Here is a 26,777-nt window from a genome sequence, read left to right as displayed (position 1 = left end):
CTGTAAAGAAAAATAACATGATTAAAGCCTCTGCCGTAATGAACAAAACTCTGTGCGCGCTCGCCATTTCCCTGGCGATGCACTCGGGGTCAGTATTCGCCAAAACCTTCACCGAAAAGGATTTCGTCTCCCAGCCGCTTGGGCATGGCGTCTACGAACTGGCCTGGGACAAAGGCCAGCAGGCGCTTTACGCTGCCTCCGCGCCTTCATTCGATAAAGACAAAACGGACGGGTTAGTCTTTAAGCTGGCGGCGCAGTCGCTGCAAATTGACGCGAAAATCCCGATGGAGCGTCGCACGTTTGCCGTCGCGCTGGATGAAGAAAACCACATTCTCTATCTCGGCAATGCGCTGGAAGGGTCAGTGACGCTGCTCGATACGCGCACCGACAAAGCCATCAAAACCCTTCAGCTGAGCGACAATTCCGATCCGGAAAAGAGAGCCCACGTGCGTGAAGTGGTACTGGATAAGAAGCATCAGCGTCTGTACGTCTCCGGGATAGGGCGTAAGGATAAAGGCCTGCTCTGGGTGGTGGATACGCAGAAGCAGGAGCTTGCCCAGACCCTTCAAAAACTTGAGCCGGTCGGTTTTGCGGTAGATGAAGCGGGCGACAGGGTCTATGTCGTCTCCGGCAGCGGCGAACTGATTACCCTCGATGGCAAAACGTCGCAGTTGCTTAATCGCGTGAAAGTCGATCCCGCCGATCCGGAACATTATTTCCTCAACATCGCGCTGAACACCGCCAGGGGCGTAGGCTATATCGCCGACACCAACACCAAAGACGTGCTGGTTGTGCAGCTCGACTCCGGCAAGCTGCTCCATCGCGTTCCGACCCCAAACTCCGTTGCCGTGCTGTACAACCCGGCGCGGGAAGAGGTCTACGTCACTCACCGTAACGATCGCCAGATTAGCGTAATCGACGCGACCAGCAATCGCCTGAAACACACCATTAAAACCACGGCGATGCCAAACAGCCTGGCGCTGTCTGCCGATGCTAGCACGCTCTATGCCAGCGTCAAGCAGGGTGAGAAAGCCAACCAGGCTGACTACGTGCTCAAGATTGATTTAACTAAGTTCTGAGGATCCGGTTTTGATAAAGCAGACACGCATGGCCGTGGCGGTTTCGCTCGCCCTGGCTAACCTTCCTGCGGCCGTTTTCGCCGCAGAAACTACCGCCGTTAACGAAGATGAGCTGGTCGTCACCGCGACCGGCTTCAGCCAGGAACGTCGCGAAGCACCCGCAACCATCTCCGTGGTAAATGAAAAGGAGCTGAACACCCGCTCGAACCAGAACGTCACGGAAGCCCTGCGCGAGATGCCGGGCGTCCTGGTGGGCAACGGCCACGGCAGCCTGGCGACGGGCGATGTGCAGATGCGCGGGATGGACTCCACCTATACTTCGTACATGGTGAACGGCATCAAACAGGCCACCCGCGAATCCCGTCCGTACGGCCACCATATCGGCACCGAAGCGGCCTTTATGCCGCCGCTGGCCGCCATCGAGCGGATCGAAGTGATCCGCGGGCCAATGTCCTCGCTCTATGGGTCTGACTCCATCGGCGGCGTGGTCAACGTCATCACCAAAAAAGCCTATAACCTGGAGAAGTGGACCGGCGTTCTGGAGGATAACTACTTCCTGCAGGAGAAGAGCGAGTACGGCAATACCAACCAGACCAATGCCTTTGTGATGGGCCCGGTGATCCCCGGTAAACTTGGGGTGAGCCTGGCCGCGGATTATCTCGATCGCCGTGACGATGACAGCATCAACGATGAGCGTTTTGTAAAGCATCAGTCCGGCAATCTGGATGCGACGATCTCCATGTCACCAACCGACACCCAGCTGTGGGATTTGAACGCCACCAAAGGCAATCAGGAGAAGACGCATAACGATAAGCAGTGGTACTGGGGCTTTGACCGCGACGCGGCTTCGCTGTCACAACATGCCTGGTACGGCGACATACTGGAAGTGAAGAACTTCGTCAGCTACGAGAAAGCGAAGACCGAGTACCGCGTGCCGGAGATGTCCTCGCAGTTTATTACCCAGAAGAACTACGAAGCGAACAGCGCCAACATTTTTACCCTGGGCGACCACAAGCTGACGCTGGGCGTGAACTTTACCCGCAACGAATTGGATGATGAGTTCGGCATTAAGGATAAAGAAGCGCCGGGCGTCACGCCGGTGAGCGAGATTTCGCGTAATGGCTGGGCGGTATTTGCTGAAGACGCGTGGATGATTGTGCCGGACTTCACCCTGACCACCTCGGCGCGTCTCGATCACGACAGCTATTTCGGTTATCACGTCACGCCTAAGATCTACGGCAACTGGACCATTGATGAGAGCTGGGCGCTGAAGGGCGGCGTGTCGGCCGGGTATAAGAAACCGGATCTGCGCCAGAATAACGAAGGCTTCACCAGCGTGTATGGCGCATATCCTTATTCTGAGATCGGCATCGGTAATGATGATCTGAAACCGGAAGAGAGCGTTAACACCGAGCTGGGCCTGTACTGGCAGCAGGACGCGCTGGCGCTGGATGCGACCATCTTCTACACCAAATTCAAGGACAAAATCAGCGACCGCGTGATTTGTACCGCATCAGACACGCAGACGTGTACTTATAACGGTTACGTCGCAGATTCCGTCTTTCAGTACGCCAACGTCAGCGACGCTGAGATCTACGGTCTGGAGCTGAACGGCGACTGGCAGGTAACGTCATCGTTAAGAGCCAACGCGAACTATACCTATACCCACAGCGAGCAGAAAAGCGGCGACTACAAAGGCTATGCCCTGAGCGATTTCCCGGAAAGCATGGCCAACGTCTCTCTGACCTGGAACGGGGTGAACGACCTCGAACTGTGGACCAAAGCGAGCTGGCGCAGCTCCTCGCCGGACATCGGCAAATCCAGCGAAACCGAAGCCTACGCGCTCGTCGATCTGGGGGCGCGTTATCACCTGAACAAGAACGTTACGCTGATGACCGGGATCTATAACCTGTTCGATGCTAACCCGATTTACCGCACCTCCTATAACCAGTCTTCGATGCTGGAAGGCCGCCGCTATAACTTCGGCGCCCGTATCGAATTCTGATCCTTCTGCCGGAGCCGTCGTGCTCCGGCCTCTTCAATTGTTATTCCTCGTTTTTCTGCCGCAGAAAGTGATTATCAAAGCCGCCGACATGTGATACTTAAACTGGGATACAACAAACCAGGATAATAAAAGATGTCGCACAACAAAATTGCCCACAAAGTACAAAACCTCCAGTCATCAGCGATCAGAGAACTATTAAAACACAGCAAGATGGAAGGGGTGATTTCACTCGGTGGGGGCATTCCTAACCCGGATCTTTTCGATCGCGAAGGGCTGGAAATGGCAATGGAAAAAGTGCTCTCCAGCACCTGGAAAGACGCTTTCCAGTACGGACTGAGCGAGGGCAGCCCGGAGCTGCGCGGGGAAATTTGCCAGCTGCTGAGCGGCCGGGGGATTCGCTGCGGTATTGACGAGGTGGTCGTCACCTCCGGCTCCCAGCAGTCGCTGGATATTCTGGCGCGGGCGCTGATTAATCCGGGCGATATTGTGGTCGTCGAACGTCCAACCTATCTCGCGGCCCTGCAGGTTCTGCAGTTAGCAGAAGCGAACCTGATGTCGGTGGGTACCGATGGCGAAGGGATGATCGTCGATGAGCTCGAAGCGCTGGTTAAGACCACGCCGATCAAAGCTGTTTATATCGTCCCGACGTTTGGCAACCCTGGCGGCGTGACCCTGGCAGAGCCGCGTCGCAAGCAGTTAGTGGAATTAGCGCAGCGTTACGATTTCGTCATTATCGAAGACGATCCCTACGGCGAAATCAATTTTACCGACAAAACCTTCACCCCATTAAAAGCCTGGGCGGCGGAAATGGGCTGCAGCGATAACGTGATTTACACCTCGACGTTTTCAAAAATCCTCGCGCCGGGCGCAAGGGTAGGCTGGTTAGTGCTGCCGGACTGGGTGAAACGTCAGGTTGTCATTCTGAAGCAGGCCACCGATCTGCACACCAGCACCTTGTCGCAATCGCTCACTTACCACTATCTGACGACCGGCCGTCTGGCGGGGCAAATCGCGTTGATCCGCGACGCCTATAAACATAAATGCGAGATCCTCTGTCAGGCAGTGGAAAGCGAGCTGGGCGAACATCTGACGTTCCACAAGCCGATGGGCGGTATGTTCCTGTGGGCGAAATTTAAATACGAAATGAACACCACCGAGTGGCTGAAAAAGACGCTCAACAACGGTGTGGTCTATGTGCCAGGTGAGTTCTTCTACTGCAACGAGCCGGATCACGCCACGCTGCGCATGTCTTATGTCAGCGTCACGGATGAGAATCTCAAGGAAGCGGTCCTGCGGTTGAAAGCCTCGCTGTAAGTTCCCGGAGCGGGTGGCACAGGCCACCCGTTTCAGGTTGTCAGCTGCGAATAAATTCCAGTAAGTCTTTGTTGATCGTATCAGGGTGCGTGGTGTGCATACCGTGCGGATAGCCCGGATAAACCTTAAGCGTGCTGTTGCTGATGAGCTCATCCTGAAGCAGGCTGGCGTTCTTATACGGCACCACCTGATCGTCATCGCCCTGCAAAATAAGCACCGGCACGGTAATCGCTTTCAGATCTTCAGTCTGATCCGTTTCTGAAAACGCTTTAATACCTTCATAGTGCGCTTTCGCGCTGCCAATCATCCCCTGTCGCCACCAGTTCTGGATGGTTCCCTGCGATATTTCAGCTCCGGTTCGGTTAAAACCGTAGAACGGGCCGGTCGCCACATCGAGGTAAAATTGCGCCCGGTTGGCGGCCAGCGCTTGACGGAATCCGTCAAACACCTCAAGCGGCGTACCGCCCGGATTATCCGGCGTTTTCACCATCAAAGGCGGTACGGCGCTGATCAACACCGCTTTCGCCACGCGGCCCTGCGGTTGTCCGTATTTCGCCACATAGCGTGCAACCTGCCCGCCGCCGGTGGAATGGCCGACATGCACCACATTGTGTAAATCCAGATGTTCAACGACGGCTGAAACATCGGCGGCGTAATGGTCCATATCGTGCCCGTCGCTGACCTGGCTAGAACGGCCATGACCGCGACGGTCGGTGGCGATAACGCGGAAGCCTTCAGCTAAAAAGAACAACAGCTGGTTATCCCAGTCGTCAGCGCTTAATGGCCAGCCGTGGTGGAAGAAGATAGGTTGTGCATCTTTGGGACCCCAATCTTTATAGAAGATACTGACATCATCTTTGGTGGTGACAAATGACATGGTAGACCTCTCGGGGAGTGAAAGAACCTGAGTGAAGTGGGCTGAGTCTTAGATGAAGACGTACAGCCGCTAAGAAGTCTAGTTGAGATAATTAACGGCTGCCTGCGTTTTGCGCAGTCGACTCAGGCTACACAGCACCGACGCGACAGACGTCGCCACCGCCACCCACAGCGCAAAATGGACGGCCCGTTCATTCAACGTCTGGCCGGTTTCGGGGGACATGATGGTCAGCAGGATGGCCACAACTGCGGCACCCAGGCACTGCCCGAACGTCCGCGCAACAGACAACACCCCGGAGGCATAGCTGGCGTGCCCGCGCGAAACATTCGACAGCATTTCCCGGTTGTTAGGGCTCTGAAAACAGCCAAATCCGATACCGCACACCAGACTGCGCAGGCAGATATCCCAGGCAGAGGGCGCGGCGGGCAGCATCGCCAGCAGGATCAACCCCACGACAAAAATAGCCAGCCCGATGGTTGAGATCAGCGGCGCAGAAATCGTGTCCGCCCAACGGCCCGCATGAGGCGCGATCAGCACGATGCCGATTGGCCACGGGATAAACAGCAGTGCGGAAACGACAGGGCTGTAGCCATATACGCTCTGGAACAGGAAAGGCAGGGCGATAAAAGTAATTCCCTGGCTGATAAACGAGGCTAACGAGGTTAATGCCGCGAGGGTAAAACGCCCGTTGCTGAAAATAGCGGGGGGCAGTAACGGCGCCGGGGCACGGCGGATATGCCAGATAAACAGAACCGTGCTGACCAGCGCGACAATACCCCAGCAGACAGCTGCAAAATTAAGGCTGTTCGCCGCCATAATCATTGAACCTAAAAGCACCGCCGAGAGCATCGCGCCGGGCGCGTCGAACGCCGCTTTTTCGGACGTTGATTTTCCGGGTAACGCCTTGCCAGCCAGCAACAGCGCGAAGGTTCCGGGAATGATGTTGATCGCAAACAGCCACTGCCAGCTCAGGGTGTCCAGTATTGCGCCGCCCAGCACGGGCGCAACGGCGGTACTGGAGGCAATAAGCAGGGCGTGCAGGCCCAGCACGCGACCGAGCAACCGGCCCGGAAAGACGGAACGCAGGATCGCCGGGGCTATACTCAACGTGGCCGCGCCGCCGATCCCCTGCAAGACACGCATCCCGGTGAGCAGCTCCGGGGTTGTTGCCAGCGCGCAACCCAGCGATGTCAGCGTAAAGGTGGCGAGACCGGCCAGAAAAATGGGACGGGTGCCGTAGAGGGTGGCGAGCGAGGCGAAAATCATCAGCGTCATGGCGGCGGCAAGCAGATAACCGTTGGCGAACCAGACCGCGTAACTTGCGGGCACATGCATTGCCTGTGCCATAGATGGCAGAGCAATGTTAATCATGGTGCCATCGAAAACGCCCATCAATGTGGTCATCATTACGGCGAACATTACCCTGGCGCGCTCCCGGCCTGGCAGCCCGTCATCACCGGGTTGGTTTGAAAATAGCGTCATCATCTGCACTCCTGAAGTCGGTTTTGATGACGAAACTATAAGCGCGGGGTATATAAGGCGGAAGGCGCATGGTTTACACTTAATCATTGCACGTAACGCCTTATCTGAGGTTCATCATGTCCGATCCCGATTTTAACCTGCTGGTCGCGCTCGACATCCTGCTGGCAGAAGCCAGCGTCGCCGGGGCCGCGCGCCGCTTAAACCTGAGTACCTCCGCCATGAGCCGCACGCTCAGCCGCCTGAGAGAAGTAACGGGCGATCCGCTCCTGGTGCGGGCCGGACGAAATATGGTGCTGACGCCCTGGGCGGAAGCCTCCCGGGAGCGAGTCAGAAATGCGGTGCAGGAGGCGAGGGCGGTGCTGCAGCCGTCAATGGAGACATTGCAGGTGGAGAAACTGGCGCGGCTTTTTACCATCAGAGCCAATGATGGGTTTGTCGTCGCGTTTGGCCCGGCGCTGATTGCCGCCGTGGCTGAAGCTGCGCCGGACGTCTGTCTTCGCTTTGCGCCGAAGCCTGAAAAAACGTCACGCTATCTGCGGGAGGGGCTCGTTGATCTGGAAATTGGCGTTCAGAGCAATATGGGACCGGAAATTCGTCTGCAACGGCTTTTTCAGGACAGGTTTGTTGGCGCAGTGCGTAAGACGCATCCGCTGGCATCATTACCGGAAATCGGCGTGAAGGAGTATGTCGCCTGGGGTCATGTGGTGGCCGCGCCGGACGGATCGTTACATGGGTTTGTGGATGATGCGCTGGCGGAGTCAGGCCTGACGCGAAAAGTGGCGAGCGTGGTACCGGGTTTTCCTACGGCATTATCCGTGGCACTGGCATCCGATTTTATCGCCATGGTGCCGGCGCTGTATTTGCTCAATCAGCAGATGACGGAGCAACTGCATGTGTTCGAACTGCCCTTTAAAACCCGGAGCATAACGGTGTCGCAAATGTGGCATCCGAGAATGGAAAAGGATCCGGGGCATCGCTGGCTGAGAGAGAAAGTGCTTGAGGTGTGTCGGGACGTACGGTGACGAAACGAAACAGACCCGAAGGTGGCTCCCTCGGGGTCTTGTTTCTCAGTTATAAATCAGGCTAAAGGTCGCCAGACTGTCGGCTTGCCCGGCGGTCGCCTGCGGAGCCGTGCGAACATACTGGGCATCATAATTCAGACTGAACTGCGTCTGGTTAGCACTGTTGGCAAAGGCTTCGACACCGGTACTGTTAAGCGGCACAGGCTTACCCTGTGCGGAGCCATAGCTGTCACCGTACAGGAGGCGGATCCCCGCGCCGGTGGCCGCCCCGTCTTGCTGGCTCAGGGTAAAGACATCATTATTTGCCCCGTCTTTTTCCGTGGGCCCAAAAAAGCCTATCTTCACGGCGTTGGTTTGCGACGCTTCGCAGGAAAGGGGGATCGTGAAGCGATGCTTTTCCCCATCGATGCCATTATTAAGATCGCTGACGCTGGTCTGTCCCATGTTCACGCTAATGTTGGCATCAGTGATGTAACAACTCGATTTATGCACTTTCAGGTCCGTTGCCGCCACTTCTACAGTCACACCCGCCTCGGATATCACCGCACCACTGGCATCTTCGAGAATCAGCTTTCCCGCCCTGATTTGTCCACTGTTTGGCTGTTCGTAGATAATCTCCGGCGCGGTTTTGTAGAACACAACGAAGAACTGGGTGGCCATTTGCGAAGGATCACTGGTGTTACATACCGCCACGCTGTCATCACCCGCCGCGATGTAGTGAACCGGCTGGCCCGCGCAGTGGGTGGTCTCCCTGACGCCCACGGCAAACCCTACGCCGGGAATATCGGGAACGTCATAAACCGATGCCGGTGCGCCCGTCCCGTTAGGCGCCACGCCACTCACGCCAGAGACGGTTAAGCCGCTGTCTGCGACAAAACGCATTGTGACCGGGCCCGTGCCTTCAGCGCAGTTATAAAATGAGCGATTCTCCTGCCCCAGAATCGCACCAGACAGCATTGAGCCCGGGGAAAGTGACGGATTATCCGTAATGGAGTAATTCTGGAAGTTGATAACCGCATCGTTCATTGTGGGTGGACAGCTCTGTGCTGCAACGGCCTGAAAGGGAAAAGACATAATGCAGCCTGCCAGGACTGTTATTACCCGAAATAGCGTTGTCATTTTTTTCACATCATCCTCTGTCTTTAATCGCATTTTTCCACCAGCAGCCTGACGGGACTGAATTCTGTTGCTGCAGGCAGTGTGATGGGAGCCGAACAACGGACTGTCTGCCCCTGCTGGCGCCAGCTGGCATGAAGCACACCGCGCAGCGGTACGCCGCTCAGATAGACTTGTCCGCCATCACCCACAATCCCTTTACTGGATGTCGCGTTTTCAGCGCCGGAGACAAAAGCGTTGGCACCAAACGGGAGGGGACGCCCCTGCCAGGTGAGCGTAATCAGGGCTCTTACTCCCACATGGGTGCGGTAATTCGCCAGAACCACCGCGCCGCTGGTAGGAACGACCGTCTGACTGTTTTGTTCAAGATCAACCTCATCCGCCAGCGTTTCGGTATCCAGTGAAAGCGTATTCTTGTGGTACGCCGAGAGTGTGGGCATGACGGCGTAGCCGCGAGAATCGGTATGAACATTGGTTGCCCCTTCAATCTGCACGTCAGGTGCGCCTTCTGCGCGGATCAGGCCAATGGTGTCGCCAAGGCTTTGGCTCAGCGTCACGCCATATTGCGTCGCCACAATGCCGCCGGCCGCACCGTAGTTAAGACGATCGTTATAGCGATCGTGGCTGTAACCGATGCTGGCGCTGCCCGAACCGCCATGCCAGGCCAGCGCCAGATTGCTGTTGGCAACATGGGCCTGATTATCAAAACCTTGCTGGATGTTGTAGCTGAGCTGATCCTGTGAAAGCGCCGTTCCGTACAGGGAAACCTGTTGCGTGGTGTGGCCATTCAGATTGTTGTTGAGACTGTAACTGGTGGTGCCGCCAGGCAACCAGCGGCTTAGCGGAACGCTCACGCTCAGGTTGACCGAACGCTCGTTGTCGCTGTCATCTGAACTTGAGCGTGTGAGGTAGTAGCCCAGGCTCCAGGAGATGCCCTTATAGTTGGCGTAATATCCCACGTGCACGGTCTGATCTACGGCAGAAGAGTCCCAGTATTTCTGTCGATAAAACGATGCGCTGATGTTGCCCCAGCCACCAAAATCCTGCGTCAGGCTGAACTCTGTCCGGTGACGGCGGTTTTCAATGTGCTGGTCGGGATCCCGATAATTATTCGCTTCGCTAAAGCTGTAAAAATCGCGGGTTGTGTAGTGGTTACTGGACAGATCGAGAGAAGTATCTGTCGTCGCAATATTTTTATGGTACTGGGCGCGCAGCTGCTGACCGTGACCTTTTTTGTTGTCGGTGAGCTGTGCGCGGGCAGCCAGGGTATCGATACCCAATGCACCCAGTTGGCCAAAATCCTTGCCGACGCCAATGGCCAGCGCCTGATAGTGGTTGGATAACTGCGCGCCGCCATAAAGCGTGAGGCTTGAAGGCAAGCCATAGAAAGCAGACGCCTGGATAAAGACAGGCGTCTCGCCATCCGTATCCGGGCGGGAAAATTTACCGGCACTGGCACTGAATTTGACGCGGCCTTCCCGCAGCATAAAGGGCACAGCAGACCACGGCTGGGTGAACTTTCGCTCGCTACCGTCACTTTCGCGGATCGTGATGTCGAGGTCGCCACTCTGGGCTGTCGGGAACAGGTCGTTAATGACGAACGCGCCCGGCGCAACGTAGGTTTCATAGATGATGTAACCGTGCTGACGAACGGTGATGCGGGCATTGCTATGGGCAATGCCACGGATGGTCGGCGCGAAACCGCGCTCGCTATCGGGAAGCATATTTTCATCAGATGCAAGCTGCATCCCGGTGAATTGAAAACTGTCGAAGACGTCGCCGGAGGTGTATCCATCCCCCAGCATCAGTTCGCTTTTCCAGCGTTTAATTGCCCGTTTGACCGACGTACCCTGCGTTTGCCAGTGATGACCAGCGCCGTATTCAACCGAGGAGGCATTACGGACGCGCCACGGGCCAAGGTTAAAACCGGAACGGAGGCTCAGAAAACTGTCACTGTCGTGAATGTCGTTGATATTGGTTGTCGATCCCGTCAGGTTGTAATCGACAAAGGCCGCGGGGATCCCTTCATCCCACTGTTCAGGCGGGATAAAACCCCGGCTTTTTTGCCGCATTGCCGCCTGCGGAATGCTGAAGTTCAGACGATGGGCGGCGAAATCGTACTTGACTGCCGCATCGGGTATGAATTTTCCGGGGTCGGAAAAGGTATCGCCTTTATGCAGGGCCTGAAACGCCGGAAATGCCCCGGTGTTCACACCCAGCCGGGAAAGGTAGCCAGCATCCAGAACCGGTACCAGCTGTGCATCTTGCTGGATAAATTCCAGCTCGCATTCATCGACCTGGGTCTGGTTAACGAAAACAGAAACTTTGTAGCGCCCGGGCTTTTGCCCGCCTTGCCGGGAAAACCAGCTCAGGTCACTTGTTTGCTGCTGCCCGGAGGTGATCTCTAATGCATGAGGATCGAAATAGTCATCTGCCTGTGCCTGTCGCAGGCCGCAGCAGAGGGTTAGCGCGCCGGTGAAAATAACCAGGCTGAATCCGTCGACGCTGCTTAGGAGGGAGGTTTTCATTAACAGAGATTGGCCTGGTACCGTTATAAAAACGATTCGTTGCCAGACGCATTTCAGGACTGGGTGGCCAGGGTGGTCAGCCCACCAAAATCGTTGATCGCTTGCCAGCTGATGGCTCCCGCACAGGATGTATTCCAGCTACGCTCGGCAAACGGATCCACCATACCAGGATCGTTTAATTCTGTATTACCCACCTTGACCCGATAAAAGGAGACGAACCATGGCGAAGGATTTTTCACGGTCAATCTGTTACCGGAGCAGGTAAATTTCAGCTGCTTATAGGCCAAAGCGGCATCACCTTTTAAGCCAGATGGACGGAAAAAGAGTTTGAATTTCGATTTGACGTTTATCTGTAGTTTATTGCTGTTTGCTTTCCTGGTCGGCGCAATATTTTTGACGTTGAGCCAAAAAACGGACTCACGGTCAGAAGGCAAAGGGGTGCCCAGATAGCTGATCCGCAGCGTATTTTTTTGCTCAGCATCAAGACGAAATAACGTTGGCGTGACAACAAACGGAGGGGCTGATTTATCGGTGCTGCTAAAGTTTTCTATCCAGGACTGGATTAAATAGGGAGTCTCTTTTTCCATATTGGTAATTGAAAAGGCAACTTCCCGTTGCCCTTGAGGATAAACAACACGCGTTCCGCCCATGACGACACCGGCATGTGCTGAAAGGGAATAGCCCAATGACAAAAACAGTATTGCTAATGTTTTCTTATCCATGTTGATTTCCGCTGAGAATTAAATAAGCAGAATATTGTCTGCTTATTTGACAAATTAGTTATAAACCATCAGGAAGTTCGCATCTGCATCTGCTTCACCGGTGGTGACATTGTCAGCGGTGGCATTGTAGTTTGCGTAAAAATTGAGGGTTGTAGAGTCTTCGCCTTCGGCGAGAGTGACGCTTTTGGAGACATCGCCAATTTTAATCTGAGTATTACGATCGCTTTCGTACAGCTTAACGGCCACGCCTGTTGCCGTATTTCCGTCGCTGTCTACGGCGGAATTCAGGCCCAGCAGCGCATTATCGGTAGCGTCTTTTGTACCATCGAACAGAACGGCAACGGATTTGACCGAGTCAGGGCATCCCTCCACCGAAATATGGAAAGGGGTACGGGTGGTCTCTTTTTGGGTTGCAAAGTAAGAGGCGGCCCATGTGCCCAAATCCACAGTCTGACCCGCGGTATCCGTGCTGACGTTGCAGGATGCGTCAGTAATTTTCCCGGTGAAATGGACCACGCCGCCGGTGCCCTGAGTACCTGTATCAGAGCCCGGATTCGTATTCATGCCATTATCACTGTTACCTGACGGAAGAGCAGCCAGCGCACTTGCACTGGCCATCATTAACGTACAGACGGTGACTGCCACAATATTTTTTTTATTGATCATGCCTACTTTTCCCTTTTTCTAAAACGGCTTTATTTGCCGCGAATAAAAAACAGCGGAAATGCTAACAAACTCATTGTGAAGACCTAAACGCAAATTCATTTAAAAATAAATTTTTCTTAGCAGAGCAGGCGGGAGAACGCATTATTCCAGAATCGGTTCTTCCACACGTGTCGGTTTGGAAAAGAGCAGCACCAGGGGTAAGAGTAGTAAACATAAGAACATCATCAGGCGGAAATCCTGATAATAAGCCAGCACTGTCGCCTGACGCGTAACTTCCCCATTAATTGCCATTAGCCCGGATGCGCTATGCAGACTGTAGGCTCCGTGGTGAATATTCTCATGCAGGGCCTTATTAAAGGGATTAACAAATTCAGCAAAAATGCTGTGATTACGCTGACTCTGTTGCGCTAAATACGTGGTGACTGCAGAGATGCCAATACTGCTCCCAATATTGCGTATTAACGAATAGAGAGAGGTCCCTTCGGTACGATATTTTGGTGCCAGCGTTGAAAAGGTGAGGGTGGAGAGCGGCACGAACGTCAGCCCCATACCAATACCTTGTACCACACCGCTACTGATAATATCCCATTGACTCATCCACATACTGAAATGCGTCATCTGCCAGAGTGAAATAGCCATGATCACCACGCCTGCGGCAATAACATAACGTAAATCCACTTTGCCGGCGATACGTCCGACAATCATCATACTGAACATGGTGCCGAACCCGCGTGGCGTCATCAGCAGACCGACATCAATCACTGGATAGTGCATAAAACCCTGCAAAAGCGGCGGCATCAGCGCCATTGTTGCCAGCAGAATGGTGCCCATACCAAAACTGAACAGCAGTCCGACAACGAAATTTTTATCGCGGAAAATCCCTGGTTCAATAAAAGGTTTTTTCGAGGTGAAAATATGCGCGATAAACAGGTACAGTGCCGCGCCCGCGAGAGCGGCTTCAATAATAATTTCACCGCTTGAGAACCACTCTTTCGACTCACCACGGTCGAGAAATAGCTGCAAGCTGCCAATCGTCACGCTGAGCAAAAAGAAGCCCAACAGGTCAAACTTACGCTTGTTGTCGATCACCGTTTCTTTGACGAAGGCGGTGATCCCAAGCCAGGCCAGCACGCCAAACGGAATGTTGATATAGAATACCCAGCGCCAGCTGTAGTACTCGGTTAACCATCCCCCCAGTGAAGGTCCAAGAATTGGACCTATCATTACGCCCATACCCCACATCGCCATGGCCGAACCATGTTTTTCTTTTGGCCAGGCATCAAGCATGACCGACTGCGACAGCGGCACCAGGCTTGCGCCAAAAATTCCCTGCACCAGACGAAAAAGGACAATCTGATCGATAGACTGCGCCGCGCCGCAGAGCATAGAGGCGAGGGTGAAACCGACCACGGACCAGGCAAACAGACGCTTGCGGCCAACACGGGCAGAGACAAACCCGGTCAGAGGCATGGTGATGGCGGCCGCCACAATGTAAGAGGTGAGAACCCAGGATGTTTGATCCTGCGTGGCTCCCATAGCTCCCTGCATATGCGGCAGTGCAACGTTGGCAATGGTGGTATCCAGCGCCTGCATGATGGTCGCCAGCATTACCGAAAAGGTAATCAACATGCGGTGGTCCGCACTTTTCTTTTGCGGCAGCGGAGCCGCAATGACATCAGACATAAGCCCCTCCTCAGGAAGCGCTACCGGCATCAGCCTGGGTATTAATTTTGATGGTGGCGCTCAGACCAGCCCGAAGCTGCGGTTTATCCGATTCGGTTTGCAGACGGATACGCACCGGTACACGTTGCGTCACTTTTACCCAGTTGCCGGTGGCGTTCTCCGCCGGGATCACTGCGTATTCCGCGCCTGTTGCCGGGCTGATGCTACTGACTTTACCGTGCCAGGTTACGCCGGGTGCATAGTCGACGTTAATATCAGCAAGCTGGTTGTCACGGATATGGGCCAGATCTTTTTCGGTAAAATTAGCTTCGACATAGAGATTGCTGTCCGAAACCAACAGCATTGCCGTTGTTCCGCTCTGCACAAATTCCCCGGCTTGCAGTACTTTGGTAATGCTGCCGGAGGAGGGGGCGTATTCATTCACATGGGAAAGGTTGTTTTTAGCAGTATTAAGTTCAGCCAGGGCTTTTTTATAACGCGGATGTTGCTCAACTGGCGTGGCAATATCGCCGCCAAAGCTGTCTGCCACTTCCTGCAACTGTTTTTGCAGCATATTAACTTCGAGCTTCATTAATAAAACTTTCTGGTGAGCACCATCCATATCAGAAGCAGATACGTATCCCGGACCGTTCAGCCTGTGCAAACGTCCTTCTTCACGTTGCGCGTAAGCAAGCTGACTTTTCGATACCGCGATGTTGGCAAGTTTGCTCTGGTATTGGGATTTGATGGTATTTAGCGCGATAACCGTATCATTGAGTTCTGATTTGGCCTCCGAGACGGCCAGTTCATAGGGTTTGGGATCAACGCTGAACAGAAGATCGCCTTTATTGACGTGCTGATTTTCTCTGACCGCCACATTAATAACGCGCCCGGAAACTTCCGCACCGATCGCGGTTTTGTCGGCTTTCACGTAGGCATTATCGGTCTCGACATAACGGCCACTGTTTAAATAAAACCAGCCGCCAGACACGACGCCCAGAGCAGGAATGGCCAGCAATAAAATGAAACGTAACTTTTTAATAGTCATATCAAATCTCTTAATTGTGGTGACACCCGAGGTACAAAAAAAAACAGAGCGCAGAGCAGGTCGATGCGCTGAGGTATCATTGATTTATTGATAGGATAAATATAATAAGCGGACTTATAGTAAACCGAGCAAGAAGTGCTATTCGCTGTTTAAAAATAAATTTTGGAAAGTAAAAGCCGTTTCTGCGGGGATACTGGAACAAAGGAGAATTCGATTTCACCTTGATTGAAAACGCAAGATGGACAGAGCAGGGAATGGCTGCGGCTGGTAGACTGAGTGACTCTCACACCCAATTTAACATAATATACATTATGCGCACTAAGGTTGTAGTTGTAGCTTTCTATTGGATCTTTCAATCCAAGTCTCCTGTAATACAGAAGCTCCGGGAACGGCTTCAAAACCCTCGTGTTCCGGCTTCGCAGTTACATGGACGAAAGGATCAGTACAAAATTAAACTGCGTGGCGCAGGATACAGACTGGTTTACCGCGTCGAAGATGAAATTATTACGGTAACTGTGGTTGGTGTGGGAAAGCGTGAAAATGATGACGTCTACAAAATGACACAACAGAGAAATTAGAGCCTTACCCTGCCCCGGACATCTGAAACACCCATCCCAAAAAAAAGCCGCAAGCAGTTTCCCGCTCACGGCATCAGACTCAGTAATGATGTGTTCTGGCAATCAGGCAGCTTTGACGGCTCTGATTTTTTTACCACCTTCCACATCAGACTCTGTTTTCTCTGTTGCAGTTGCGGCATTGAGATCGGGAAGCTTGCTGGTACGCAGAATATGCTGCACGGCCTCTTTCTGCTCGGCGAGATACAGCCCAAGATTTTCAGCCTGCGTCTCATCCATCTGCATACCGCTCTGCAACAGCCAGTCGGTGAACGCTTCTGCAAGGTCAAGCAGTTTGTCGTGAGCGTCAGCCTCTTTCTTACTGGCAAATGTCATTTTCTCTTCACCTTTTCTTACGACGACAAATTTTGTTTCAACAGCCATTCTGCACCCCCTATACTGTGTATGCATACAGTATAGCAGTTACTGGCTTATCTTGCAGCCATAATGTGCTTGCATGAGCACAGTAAAGATCTAAATCTTACAGCCCCAAATCACTCAGCCCCGGGTGATCGTCCGGGCGACGCCCCAGCGGCCAGTGGAACTTGCGCTCGCTTTCCTTGATAGGCATGTCGTTAATACAGGCGAAACGGCGCTGCATCAGCCCGTCTTCCCCGAACTCCCAGTTCTCGTTGCCGTAAGAGCGGAACCAGTTACCCGAATCATCGTGCCATTCGTAGGCGTAACGCACTGCAATGCGATTGCCCCCGAACGCCCATAACTCTTTAATAAGACGGTAATCAAGCTCCTTCTTCCACTTGCGTTCCAGGAATCTTTTGGCTTCTTCGCGATTATTGGCAAATTCAGCGCGGTTACGCCATTTGGTATCCAGAGAGTAAGCCAGCGAAACTTTTTCCGCGTCGCGGCTGTTCCAGCCATCTTCAGCAAGCCTGACTTTTTCAATCGCGGATTCACGAGTAAACGGAGGAAGTGGCGGACGAGTTTGTGCATCAGACATGGTGGAGCCTCCAGCATCATTGGATATTTCAGGGAGTATTTATTCCAGGAACCCAGGTCTGTTTTACGAAACCTGTTTCAGTAATAGCTGAGCAATATTTCGGGCATCATCTGCAGCGCGGTAATCACCCATAACGCGTGACAGGGTGATGGCACCTTCAATCAGTAACAGTAACTGCCTCGCCATGGTTGAGGCGTGTTCAATATTCAGTTGCCCGGTCAGTTCAAGGGCGTAATCCAGTATTTTCTGTTTATGCAGTCTGGCGATCTGGCGCACCGGATCGGCACTGTCCCCTACTTCTCCCGCAGTATTGATAAAGGCGCAACCGCGATATCCCTCTGACTCAAACCAGCCTTTGAGCACGGTGAACATATTCAGGATGCGTTCCTGCGGCGTATCCGCTTTGTCACACTCAGATCTGAACCATTCCATCCAGCGAATATCCCGCGCGTTCAGCGCCGCAGCCGCCACTTCGTCTTTGTTGGCGAAATGGTGATAAATACTTTTCCGCGCCACGCCTGAGGTTTTAACCAGGAGATCCATACCGGTCGCATGGATCCCGTTCTCGTAGATGAGTTGTTCAGCGGTCGCGAGAATTTTTTCCCGGGTGTTTGTCGTGTTTTTGTTCATGACTTAATGGTAGAACGATCGTTCTACCCAGGCAAGTTAAATCTTCTCATCCTCGCAGGTAGTCCATACTTTACCTTCCTGCTTTGATCGCCCCCTCATAATGTCACACGGAATCATTACTCTCAGGCTAACAATCTGTTTCTTAGCTTAATTGATGCACTACTCCTTACGGAGCAGACTTAATGCAGCATAAATTTAGGCAAAAATGATTTGCTGAATCAGGAGGTTAAAAATGAATGCTGGCCAAAGTCCGGCCCGGAACTGGAACACACGTCGCAGCGAAAAGGCCCGACGCGTCGCTTCCCTTCCGTTGCAGGGTAAAGTCATCCCCACCGACGATCTGGTGGATGCCCTGGAAAAACTGATTGCCCCCGGCGACCGCGTGGTGCTGGAAGGTAATAACCAGAAGCAGGCCGATTTCCTCTCCCGCAAGCTTGCAGAAGTCAGCCCGGCAAAAATTCACGACCTGCATATGATCATGCCAAGCGTGGGTCGCAGCGAGCATCTGGATATCTTCGAAAAAGGTATTGCCCGTAAGCTCGATTTCTCTTTCTCAGGCCCGCAAAGCCTGCGCATTTCACAGCTGTTGCAGGACGGCCAGCTGGAGATCGGTGCTATTCATACCTATATCGAACTCTATTCGCGCCTGTACGTCGATCTCTGCCCGAATGTAGCGCTGATTGCCGGCTACAAAGCCGACCGCAAAGGCAACCTCTACACCGGGCCAAGTACCGAAGACACCCCGGCCCTGGTAGAAGCCGCCGCCTTCCGTGACGGGATTGTTATCGCCCAGGTTAATGAAATCGTCGATGACGAATGCGACCTGCCTCGCGTGGATATTCCGGGTTCGTGGATTGATTACGTCGTCGTCGCCGATAAGCCGTTCTTTATCGAACCGCTGTTCACCCGCGATCCACGCCTGATCAAGCAGGAACATATCCTGATGGCGATGATGGCGATCAAAGGCATCTACGCCGAGCATCAGGTCCAGTCACTGAACCACGGCATCGGTTTCAACACCGCCGCGATCGAACTGCTGCTGCCCACTTACGGCGAACAGCTTGGTCTTAAAGGCAAAATCTGTAAGCACTGGACCCTGAACCCGCATCCAACGCTGATCCCGGCGATTGAAAGCGGCTGGGTTGAGAGCGTGCACTGCTTCGGCGGCGAACTGGGGATGGAAGAGTATATCCGTGCCCGCCCGGACATTTTCTTTACCGGTGCCGACGGCTCCATGCGCTCCAACCGCGCGTTCTGCCAGCTGGCAGGTCAGTACGCGGTCGATATGTTTATCGGTTCCACTCTGCAGGTGGATGGCCTGGCTAACTCCTCAACCGTGACCCGGGGCCGTCTTTCCGGCTTCGGCGGTGCGCCGAATATGGGCCACGATCCTCATGGTCGTCGTCACGCTACCCCGGCATGGCTGAATATGATCACCGAACCCGACCCGATGCAGCGCGGTAAAAAACTGGTCGTTCAGATGGTGGAAACCTTCCAGGCTGGCGTTAAGCCAACGTTCGTTGAACAGCTGGATGCAGTTGAGGTGGCGAAATCCTCCGGCATGCCGCTGGCACCGGTCATGATTTATGGCGACGACGTGACCCACGTTCTGACCGAAGAGGGCATCGCCTACCTGTATCGTGCGAACAGCATTGAAGAACGCCGTGCCATGGTTGCCGCAGTGGCTGGCATCACCGATATCGGTCTTGGCGTTGATGCGAAACGCGTAGCGGAACTGCGTAAGAGCGGCAAAGTCGTGTATCCGGAAGATATGGGCATTCGCCGTTCTGAAGCCACCCGTTCCCTGCTGGCTGCCAGCAGCGTTGCGGATCTGGTTGAGTGGTCCGACGGTCTGTATAACCCACCTGCGAAATTCCGGAGCTGGTAATGAAACTCCTGTCACAGACTCAGTCAGAGGGTCAGGCACAGCTGCTGGCGACGATTGCCCGCGACTGCCTGATCGACGAAGCGCGATTAAGCCCGAAACCGGGTCTGGTGGACAGCCGGGGAAACGGGGCGCATCACGATTTGTCCTTAGATCTGATGGAGCGTTCTGCGCACAGCCTGACCCCAACGTTTCTGCAACTGGCCCGACAGAGCTGGCAACGTCCTGCCGACATCGCCCTGCGCGAAACCGTGGGTCGTCTTGGGCGTGAAGGTGAACGGCAGATGATGGCCGCCACCGGGGGCGTTAATACCCATCGCGGCGCTATCTGGGCGCTCGGCCTGTTGGTCAGCGCAGCCGCCATGCTGAACGCCAATGCCAGCGCGCAGCAGATGGCGGACACCGCCGCCCTCCTCGCCCGTCTGCCCGATAACGCGGCGCCGAAACTCTTCAGCAAAGGGTTGAAAGCCACCCATCAGTATCGGGTGCCCGGCGCGCGTGAAGAGGCCCAGCAGGCGTTTCCCCACGTGATGACGCTGGCGCTGCCGCAGCTATTGCTCAGCCGTGCGCAGGGTGCGAGCGAAAGCGAAGCCCGCATTGACGCGCTGATGGCGATCATGACCTCGCTCAGCGACACCTGCGTGCTTTCGCGTGCCGGCATGCCGGGACTGGAAACCATGCAGAGCGGTGCCCGCGCTGTGCTTGCAACGGGCGGCAGCGCAACCGCGAAAGGCCGTCAGGCGCTGGCTCGTCTGGATTCACAGATGCTGGCCCTTAACGCGTCCCCCGGTGGTGCCGCCGATCTGCTCGCCGCCACGCTGTTTCTCGACAGGGTTTGCCAGCCCGCGTCTTGCTCATTTTAAAGAGGATGTTATGGAACACATTACATTGTCATTTCCTGCCAGCCGTACCCTTCAGGGCAAAGCGCTGGCAGGCGTTGTAGGCTCCGGTGATATGGAAGTTCTGTTCACCGCCGCCGCTGGAGATGCCCTCAGCATCGATATCACCACCTCCGTGGATAACAGTACCCGCCGCTGGAACGCGTTGTTCGAGCGCCTGAATCTGACCAGCGGTCTGCCTGCGGGCAAGCTGGTGATCCACGATTTCGGCGCAACGCCTGGCGTGGCGCGCATTCGTATCGAACAGGTATTTGAAGAGGTGAGCCATGCGTAACGATCGCAGCTTTATTGAACTGCGCGCCCGTGAGCGTGCCCACGCGCTGCTGGATGAAGGCAGCTACCGCGAACTGCTCGATCCGTTCGAAGGCATTATGTCTCCGTGGCTCGCGCCGCAGGGCGTGGTTCCACAGTCCGACGACGGTATGGTGGTTGCTCGCGGCACCATTAATGGCCAGTCCGCTGTGGTCATTGCCATCGAAGGTACCTTCCAGGGCGGCAGCATGGGCGAAGTGTCTGGCGCCAAAATGGCGGCGGCGCTGGAGCTGGCTGCAGAAGATAACCGTAACGGCATCCCGACACAGGCTGTGCTGAGTCTGGAGACCGGCGGCGTTCGCTTACAGGAAGCCAATCTCGGTCTGGCGGCCATCGCTGATATTCACGCTGCGATTGTCGATCTGCGTCGCTATACCCCGGTGGTCGGCATTATTACCGGCACCGTCGGCTGCTTCGGCGGGATGTCTATCGCCGCGGCGCTGTGCAGCTACCTGATCGTCACCCGCGAAGCGCGGCTTGGCCTGAACGGTCCGCAGGTTATCGAACAGGAAGCCGGGATTGAAGAGTATGACTCCCGCGACCGTCCGTTTATCTGGAGCATGACCGGCGGCGAAATTCGTTACGAAAGCGGCCTGGTGGATGCCCTGGTGGGCGACGGCGTCAACGCCGTGAAAACCGCCATGAACGAGGCGATCGCCAAAGGCGTTCCGGCTCAGCACCGCAGCGATAAATATGCCGATTTCCTGGCTCGCTTGTCGAACTTCGACACGCGCCAGCAGGCCGATACCGCGCAAATCAAACAGCTTTTCGCCGGGGAGGTGAAATGATGACTCAGTCCAAAAACCGCGCCGCCATCTGGCTGGAAAAACTGGCCCCGAACGCCCCACGCATGAGCGGCCTGTGCCCTTCTGTTCAGGTGGCCGATGCGCCGCTGAACGGCGAAAACGTCCGCTTTATCGCAGTCGTACCCGACGCCAACAACCATTATCCACGCGCGGCGAAAGGCGAAGTGGGCCTGCTCGAAGGCTGGACGCTGGCCAAAGTGGTCAATGAGACCATCGATGCTGATGCCAACAGCGATGTAAAGCGCCCGATTGTGGCCGTGATCGACGTCCCCAGCCAGGCCTATGGCCGCCGTGAAGAAGCGTTTGGGATCCACCAGGCGCTGGCAGGGGCTGCTGGCGCCTATGCCAAAGCGCGTCTGGCGGGCCATCCGGTGATCGGTCTTATCGTTGGTAAAGCGATGTCCGGCGCGTTTCTGGCGCACGGTTATCAGGCTAACCGCCTGATCGCTATCAACGATAAAGGCGTGCTGGTGCATGCGATGGGTAAAGAGTCCGCCGCACGTATCACCCTGCGTACCGTTGATGCCCTGGAAAAACTGGCAGCAACCATTCCGCCAATGGCTTATGACGTCAGTAACTACGCCACCTTGGGCCTGCTGTCGGATCTGCTGACCCTCAGCAATCCGGATGCACCCTCTGATGCGGATCTGGCAACGGTAGAAATCACCGTGCAAAAAGCCATTGCCGATGCCCGTCAAGATCCCGGCCTCACAAACCGCCTCGGCGCGGAAAATCGCCGTAGCTCTGCGCTGGTGCGTGAGAAAATGCGCGCCGCCTGGTAACGAGCAGCACAAAGTACGTAAAAAAAGACCTGCCGAAAGCGGTCCCCGTCGGGCGCAATATAGCGCCCACGGTCAACTCGCTTTTAGAAAATTATAACCATCGCGTCAGTGTTAATTTTTTTATCTACAGGTGATCTATGACTTATGTAATTGTTCATGCCCTTGCGCCGATTTTTATCATCATGCTGCTCGGCTTCTGGGCCGGTAAAGCCAAAATGGTCGACAACAAGAATGTGTCGCTCCTGAATATTTTCGTAATGGATTTTGCCCTGCCGGCTGCGCTGTTCAGCGCCACCGTGCAGACCCCCTGGGCGGGTATTGTTGCCCAGTCTCCGCTGATTGTGGTGCTGACGGGCGCAATGTGGATCACCTATGCGGCGATCTACTTTACCGCCACCAGCATCTTTAAAAAGTCACCGCAGGATGCCGCCGTGTTGACGCTGACTGTGGCCCTGCCAAACTATGCCGCGCTGGGCCTGCCTATTCTGGGCAGCGTGCTGGGTGAAGGCTCTGCCACCTCTCTGTCGGTCGCAGTCTCTATCGCCTGTGGTTCGGTACTGATGACGCCGTTCTGTCTGCTGATCCTGGAGCGTGAGAAAGCGCGTGCCGCGGGGGAAAACAGCGGTTCTACCCTTGCGATGCTGCCGGTACTGATGTGGCGTTCACTGAAAAAACCTATCGTGATGGGCCCGCTGCTCGGGGTGATTCTGTCCGCTATCGGTATCAAAATGCCGGACCTGCTGCTGGCGGCAATTAAGCCTCTGGGCCTCTCGGCAACCGCGGCGGCGCTGTTCCTGACCGGTGTGATCCTCTCGGCCCGCAAGCTGAAGCTGAACGCCATGGTCGGGATCGCGACGGTCACCAAACTGCTGATCCAGCCGTTCATCGCCTGGGGTATCGTTATCGCCTTTGGTCTGCATGGCTCCGTGGCTATCACCGCGATCCTGATGATTGCGTTGTCTGCCGGTTTCTTCGGTGTGGTGTTCGGCAACCGCTTTGGCGTGCAGTCACCGGATGCAGAAGCCGTGCTGCTGTTGAGCTCCGTTCTGTGTATCCTGTCGTTACCGCTGTTTATCACACTCACTTCAGGTATTTAAAATGACATTCACACCGCGCCCTCACGACTTACTGTGGCTGAAAAGCCGTGATGCTCTCCTTGATATTCAGGAGGCATGGGTAGCAAACCAGTGGCATACCGGTTTGCCGGTTGTGGTCCGGCGCGATGTGAATGCGCAGCAGGATATTCCGGTTGGCGTGCGCGGCATGAAGCGCGAACAACGCGCCGCGGGATGGGTGAAGGCTGAAAGCGTTTCCCGCGTGATGTCGCCGGAAACGCTGGCTGAACGCGAACGCCTCCTGCACTCGCCTTTTGTTTCTCAGCCGCCTCTCCAGGCGGCTATTTTGCTTACCACCTTCGCATGGCCCTGGCACTGGGGCATTACCGGCAGTACGGCATATGCGCTGGCGACGGAGATCCCTGTGCTTCATGCCGACAGCGATCTCGATTTGCTTATCCGCGCCCCGCAGCCGTTGACCGACGAGGAACTGCGCCAGTGGCAGGCTCAGATCGAAAAATTGCCCTGCCGCGCCGATACCCAGGTGGAGACACCCTATGGCGCTTTTGCGCTTAATGAGTGGCTGCGCGAAGGACGCGTCCTGCTTAAAACGGCCACCGGCCCGCAGCTGACCGCCACGCCATGGCACAGGGAGCCAGAATGAAAATCCTCTTTACCTTTCCAGGCCAGGGCACGCAACGCGCTGGCATGCTGCAACATATCCCCGATCGTGAAGCCATTCTCAACGACGTGAGCGCCGTTCTGGGAGATGAAACTTACCAACTGGACAGCGAAGCATCGCTGAAACATACCCGTGCGGTGCAGCTGTGTTTGTTGATCGCCGGTGTCGCCTGGGCCCGCGAGTTAATTGCCCACAACGTCAAACCGGATATGGTCAGCGGCCTCTCCATTGGGGCTTATCCTGCGGCCGTGATCGCTGGCGCCCTCGATTTTCGCGATGCCCTTCGCCTGGTGGCGCTACGAGGCGAGCTGATGGAGCAGGCCTATCCGCAGGGTTACGGCCTGACGGCCATTGTGGGTTTGCAGCTTTCGCAGCTGGAAAAACTGATGGCGGGCAGCGAGACGTATATCGCTAACCTCAATGCGGAAACGCAGATTGTGATCGCCGGTCGCGATGACGAGATGGCGAACGTCGCGCAAAAAGCGCTGGATGCGGGAGCCAGTAAAGCCACCCGGCTGGCCGTCAGCGTTCCTTCCCACTGCGCATTGCTGGATAAACCGGCGGCAAGGCTGGCGGACGCCTTTCAATCCGTGACGTTGTCACGACCTTACTGCACCTATCTGAGCGGTTCGACGGCGCGGGTGCTGTGGGAACCGCAAAAAATCGCCGACGATCTGGCGTTTAATATGGCCCGCACCGTCCAGTGGCAGGACGCCATGGTTTCTGCCAACCAGCGCGACGCGCGACTGGCAATCGAAATGCCGCCGGGCAGCGTCCTGACAGGGCTTACCCATCTCGCAGGCTGGCAGGGCGATGCGATTTGCCGGGAACGTAACAGCATTGAAGTGGTGCAGCATCTGGTGAAACGGCTTAACCGCCAGGATTAAACCACCAGCCCACGGGCGTACATCCGCCCTTCTGCCGCGAGCGCCAGCAGATCCTGGTCCCGCTCGCGGTGATGCATATAGACAATCGAAATCAGCTGGCGCATCTGATACGGCTCCGCCAGCTTCAGAAGCTGGACGTCATTCTCGTAGACCTTTTTCATACGCCCGGGGATAAGGGAAAAGCCCACCCCCGCCTGCACCAGACTTATCATCGAGAAAATGTCATTTACGCGGGTGACGATCTCCGGCTCAAATCCGGCAATATTAAAGGCTTCCTGGAAACCAGCGTAGGTGGCGAAACCTTCAGCCAGTGAAACAAATTTCCGATCCGCATAGTCACGTAAATCTGCCGTTTGCGTGGCGTTGAGCTTTTCACTTCCCGGCGCGGCAAGAAAGATATCGTCATGAAACAGCGGCACAACGTCGAATTTAGAACCGGCAAATTCACCTTCGTCGGTGGAGATCAGGATCGCATCCAGCGCGTCGTCCTCGAGCATATCCAGCAGCATCTGGTTAGAGCCCATGGTTAAATCCAGCTCCAGCGAAGGCCGACGCAGCTTCATGCCCATGATAATTTTTGGCACCGTTTCCAGCGTCAGGGAGTAGAGCGTGCCGATACGCAACCGCCCGCGCCCGACGCCTGCCACTTTGCGGGTCTCATCCAGCCCCTTGTTCATCAGGCTAATAACGTCCTGACAGTACTCCAGCAGCGTCCAGGCGGCAGGCAGCGGCAGCAGGTTACGCCCCTTATGGACAAACAGCGGACAGCCCACGCCCTCTTCAAGGGTATGCAGTGCCCGGTGAACGCTGACGCTACTGAACCCTAAGGCCTCAGCGGTACGGGCAATATTACCCTTACTCATAAACATCATAAAAACGCTGAGCTTGCGGAAGGTAATGTCCTGATGGATATCGTCTTTCATTTTTACGGCCTTCGATTAAGGGGGCAAGCCCCCTTATAACTACAGTGCTTTATCCGTAAACAGCGGGACATGACAGGACGTTGCAACGTGGTCCAGATAGCGACTCAGGTAGTCCGGAGACGGGAAATCTTTCACAATGGTCAGCGAGTTCAGCACCGGGAAAAGATAAAAATCGGTAATGCCGATCGCGTTCCTGGCGCGTAAATACGCCTCGATTTTACCCAGCTCAGCCACCAGCGTGTCGATATACGTCTGACTGTTGGCCATTAACGCATCGAGATCGCCAAATGCCTTAATCTCACGCTGGGTATAGGCCTCACGCGCGGCGGGGGTGGACAGCTCCTTGAAATCCGCCCGGGTAAAACGCGGGATCGCCAGATTGAATACGGTACGCGTATTGTCCTTACACCAGGCGTCAATCAGCGGATCGCATTCACCTTTAATAACCGGCGCGCCATCAAGCTGGTCGACGTAATGGACGATATCCATGCTTTCCGGCATGTAAACCCCCTCCTCTTTTTGCAGGATTGGCACGACCTTTCTGCCGACCATGCGGGTTGGCGTTTCGGCGTCCCCTTCCATAATCACGTTTAATTCATGAGGCACCTTTTTCAGGCCAAAGATCATTCTTGCGCGCATACAGAACGGGCAATGCTCATATACATAGAGTTTCATAGCGATCTCTTTCTCAAGCGATTAATGGTCCAAAAGTGGATTCATTAAAGGTTCTGGGTTGGTGATTTTATGTGTACTTTATCGCTCAATAAATGAGCGCATGACGTTCATGGCAGAAAACAATAATTAACGAATTTCAGTCTTTACC

General features: G+C 55.0%; 25 protein-coding genes and 1 pseudogene. 13 read left to right on the top strand and 13 right to left on the bottom strand.

What is annotated here, in order from left to right; all coding sequences use genetic code 11:
* The first annotated feature begins 17 nt into the window (after positions 1 to 17).
* From FFB58_RS03080 to FFB58_RS03070, 3 genes are all read left to right on the top strand, one after another.
* Positions 18 to 1,079, top strand: a complete 1,062-nt coding sequence (locus tag FFB58_RS03080; RefSeq protein ID WP_138368948.1) for a YncE family protein — start codon at positions 18 to 20, stop codon at positions 1,077 to 1,079.
* 10 nt (positions 1,080 to 1,089) lie between these two features.
* Positions 1,090 to 3,084 carry a TonB-dependent receptor gene (locus tag FFB58_RS03075; protein ID WP_138368947.1) on the top strand — a complete coding sequence of 665 codons (1,995 nt, stop codon included), beginning with the start codon at positions 1,090 to 1,092 and terminating at the stop codon, positions 3,082 to 3,084.
* A gap of 132 nt (positions 3,085 to 3,216) precedes the next feature.
* A complete protein-coding gene (locus FFB58_RS03070) occupies positions 3,217 to 4,398 on the top strand; it encodes a PLP-dependent aminotransferase family protein (RefSeq protein ID WP_138368946.1) in 1,182 nt (393 codons plus the stop codon).
* A gap of 40 nt (positions 4,399 to 4,438) precedes the next feature.
* Here the strand turns inward: FFB58_RS03070 and FFB58_RS03065 are convergent, their stop codons facing one another.
* The gene (locus tag FFB58_RS03065) at positions 4,439 to 5,275 is read right to left on the bottom strand and encodes an alpha/beta hydrolase (RefSeq protein WP_138368945.1); all 837 of its coding nucleotides are present in this window, start codon (positions 5,273 to 5,275) and stop codon (positions 4,439 to 4,441) included.
* A gap of 78 nt (positions 5,276 to 5,353) precedes the next feature.
* Positions 5,354 to 6,757 carry an MFS transporter gene (locus FFB58_RS03060; RefSeq protein ID WP_138369243.1) on the bottom strand — a complete coding sequence of 468 codons (1,404 nt, stop codon included), beginning with the start codon at positions 6,755 to 6,757 and terminating at the stop codon, positions 5,354 to 5,356.
* Between the two features lie 116 nt (positions 6,758 to 6,873).
* On the opposite strand from FFB58_RS03060, the gene FFB58_RS03055 reads away from it, so the two are divergent.
* Positions 6,874 to 7,779: a LysR family transcriptional regulator gene (locus tag FFB58_RS03055; protein ID WP_138368944.1), complete on the top strand. Its 906-nt coding sequence runs from the start codon at positions 6,874 to 6,876 to the stop codon at positions 7,777 to 7,779.
* A 45-nt stretch (positions 7,780 to 7,824) separates the two neighbouring features.
* Here the strand turns inward: FFB58_RS03055 and FFB58_RS03050 are convergent, their stop codons facing one another.
* From FFB58_RS03050 to FFB58_RS03025, 6 genes are all read right to left on the bottom strand, one after another.
* Positions 7,825 to 8,853, bottom strand: coding sequence for a fimbrial protein (locus FFB58_RS03050; RefSeq protein ID WP_171029921.1), 1,029 nt, complete (start codon positions 8,851 to 8,853; stop codon positions 7,825 to 7,827).
* Between the two features lie 68 nt (positions 8,854 to 8,921).
* Positions 8,922 to 11,423 (bottom strand): fimbria/pilus outer membrane usher protein, encoded by a 2,502-nt coding sequence (locus FFB58_RS03045; protein ID WP_138368943.1) that lies wholly within the window; start codon positions 11,421 to 11,423, stop codon positions 8,922 to 8,924.
* Positions 11,424 to 11,476: 53 nt separating this feature from the next.
* Positions 11,477 to 12,145 (bottom strand): molecular chaperone, encoded by a 669-nt coding sequence (locus tag FFB58_RS03040; protein WP_138368942.1) that lies wholly within the window; start codon positions 12,143 to 12,145, stop codon positions 11,477 to 11,479.
* Positions 12,146 to 12,199: 54 nt separating this feature from the next.
* A complete protein-coding gene (locus FFB58_RS03035) occupies positions 12,200 to 12,811 on the bottom strand; it encodes a fimbrial protein (protein WP_138368941.1) in 612 nt (203 codons plus the stop codon).
* A gap of 141 nt (positions 12,812 to 12,952) precedes the next feature.
* The gene (locus FFB58_RS03030; RefSeq protein WP_171029920.1) at positions 12,953 to 14,494 is read right to left on the bottom strand and encodes a DHA2 family efflux MFS transporter permease subunit; all 1,542 of its coding nucleotides are present in this window, start codon (positions 14,492 to 14,494) and stop codon (positions 12,953 to 12,955) included.
* 10 nt (positions 14,495 to 14,504) lie between these two features.
* The gene (locus tag FFB58_RS03025; RefSeq protein WP_138368940.1) at positions 14,505 to 15,521 is read right to left on the bottom strand and encodes an HlyD family secretion protein; all 1,017 of its coding nucleotides are present in this window, start codon (positions 15,519 to 15,521) and stop codon (positions 14,505 to 14,507) included.
* 374 nt (positions 15,522 to 15,895) lie between these two features.
* On the opposite strand from FFB58_RS03025, the pseudogene FFB58_RS03020 reads away from it, so the two are divergent.
* Positions 15,896 to 16,099 (top strand): annotated as a pseudogene (locus tag FFB58_RS03020) (type II toxin-antitoxin system RelE/ParE family toxin); the annotation flags it as partial.
* Positions 16,100 to 16,201: 102 nt separating this feature from the next.
* Here FFB58_RS03020 and FFB58_RS03015 read toward each other — a convergent pair.
* The 3 genes from FFB58_RS03015 to FFB58_RS03005 form a co-directional block, all read right to left on the bottom strand.
* Entirely contained in the window at positions 16,202 to 16,519 is a 318-nt protein-coding gene (locus tag FFB58_RS03015; protein ID WP_039028778.1) for a YebG family protein, read from the bottom strand.
* Positions 16,520 to 16,616: 97 nt separating this feature from the next.
* Positions 16,617 to 17,093: a nuclear transport factor 2 family protein gene (locus tag FFB58_RS03010; protein WP_138368939.1), complete on the bottom strand. Its 477-nt coding sequence runs from the start codon at positions 17,091 to 17,093 to the stop codon at positions 16,617 to 16,619.
* 63 nt (positions 17,094 to 17,156) lie between these two features.
* Entirely contained in the window at positions 17,157 to 17,723 is a 567-nt protein-coding gene (locus FFB58_RS03005) for a TetR/AcrR family transcriptional regulator (RefSeq protein ID WP_138368938.1), read from the bottom strand.
* A gap of 232 nt (positions 17,724 to 17,955) precedes the next feature.
* Here FFB58_RS03005 and mdcA point away from each other — a divergent pair, with 232 nt between their 5' ends.
* The 8 genes from mdcA to mdcH all read left to right on the top strand — a co-directional run bounded on the left by mdcA (position 17,956) and on the right by mdcH (position 25,031).
* Positions 17,956 to 19,611, top strand: coding sequence for a malonate decarboxylase subunit alpha (mdcA, locus tag FFB58_RS03000; protein ID WP_138368937.1), 1,656 nt, complete (start codon positions 17,956 to 17,958; stop codon positions 19,609 to 19,611).
* Positions 19,611 to 20,471, top strand: coding sequence for a triphosphoribosyl-dephospho-CoA synthase (locus FFB58_RS02995; protein WP_138368936.1), 861 nt, complete (start codon positions 19,611 to 19,613; stop codon positions 20,469 to 20,471). The genes mdcA and FFB58_RS02995 overlap by 1 nt, the downstream gene beginning before the upstream one ends.
* A gap of 10 nt (positions 20,472 to 20,481) precedes the next feature.
* Complete coding sequence (gene mdcC, locus FFB58_RS02990) at positions 20,482 to 20,781, top strand: malonate decarboxylase acyl carrier protein (RefSeq protein ID WP_138368935.1); 300 nt, start codon at positions 20,482 to 20,484, stop codon at positions 20,779 to 20,781.
* Positions 20,774 to 21,607 (top strand): biotin-independent malonate decarboxylase subunit beta, encoded by an 834-nt coding sequence (locus FFB58_RS02985; protein ID WP_039028784.1) that lies wholly within the window; start codon positions 20,774 to 20,776, stop codon positions 21,605 to 21,607. The genes mdcC and FFB58_RS02985 overlap by 8 nt, the downstream gene beginning before the upstream one ends.
* Positions 21,607 to 22,407 (top strand): biotin-independent malonate decarboxylase subunit gamma, encoded by an 801-nt coding sequence (gene mdcE / locus FFB58_RS02980; protein ID WP_138368934.1) that lies wholly within the window; start codon positions 21,607 to 21,609, stop codon positions 22,405 to 22,407. The genes FFB58_RS02985 and mdcE overlap by 1 nt, the downstream gene beginning before the upstream one ends.
* A 137-nt stretch (positions 22,408 to 22,544) precedes the next feature.
* Positions 22,545 to 23,504 (top strand): AEC family transporter, encoded by a 960-nt coding sequence (locus tag FFB58_RS02975; RefSeq protein WP_138368933.1) that lies wholly within the window; start codon positions 22,545 to 22,547, stop codon positions 23,502 to 23,504.
* 1 nt (position 23,505) lies between these two features.
* Complete coding sequence (locus FFB58_RS02970; RefSeq protein WP_138368932.1) at positions 23,506 to 24,126, top strand: malonate decarboxylase holo-ACP synthase; 621 nt, start codon at positions 23,506 to 23,508, stop codon at positions 24,124 to 24,126.
* Positions 24,123 to 25,031, top strand: coding sequence for a malonate decarboxylase subunit epsilon (gene mdcH, locus FFB58_RS02965; RefSeq protein ID WP_138368931.1), 909 nt, complete (start codon positions 24,123 to 24,125; stop codon positions 25,029 to 25,031). Before FFB58_RS02970 ends, mdcH begins: the two co-directional genes overlap by 4 nt.
* On the opposite strand, the gene FFB58_RS02960 is transcribed toward mdcH, so the two are convergent.
* Together FFB58_RS02960 and grxB are read right to left on the bottom strand one after the other, a co-directional pair.
* Positions 25,028 to 25,954 carry a LysR family transcriptional regulator gene (locus tag FFB58_RS02960; protein ID WP_138368930.1) on the bottom strand — a complete coding sequence of 309 codons (927 nt, stop codon included), beginning with the start codon at positions 25,952 to 25,954 and terminating at the stop codon, positions 25,028 to 25,030. The two genes, mdcH and FFB58_RS02960, sit on opposite strands and share 4 nt — an antisense overlap.
* A 39-nt stretch (positions 25,955 to 25,993) precedes the next feature.
* Positions 25,994 to 26,629 (bottom strand): glutaredoxin 2, encoded by a 636-nt coding sequence (grxB, locus tag FFB58_RS02955; RefSeq protein WP_138368929.1) that lies wholly within the window; start codon positions 26,627 to 26,629, stop codon positions 25,994 to 25,996.
* Positions 26,630 to 26,777: the final 148 nt, after the last annotated feature.

Origin of the sequence: Enterobacter sp. MF024, from assembly GCF_005843915.1 — a bacterium.
Lineage (GTDB): Bacteria > Pseudomonadota > Gammaproteobacteria > Enterobacterales > Enterobacteriaceae > Enterobacter > Enterobacter barmai.
The sequence above is the reverse complement of the archived record's forward strand: the minus strand, read 5'-3'. Positions and strand labels throughout refer to the sequence as shown.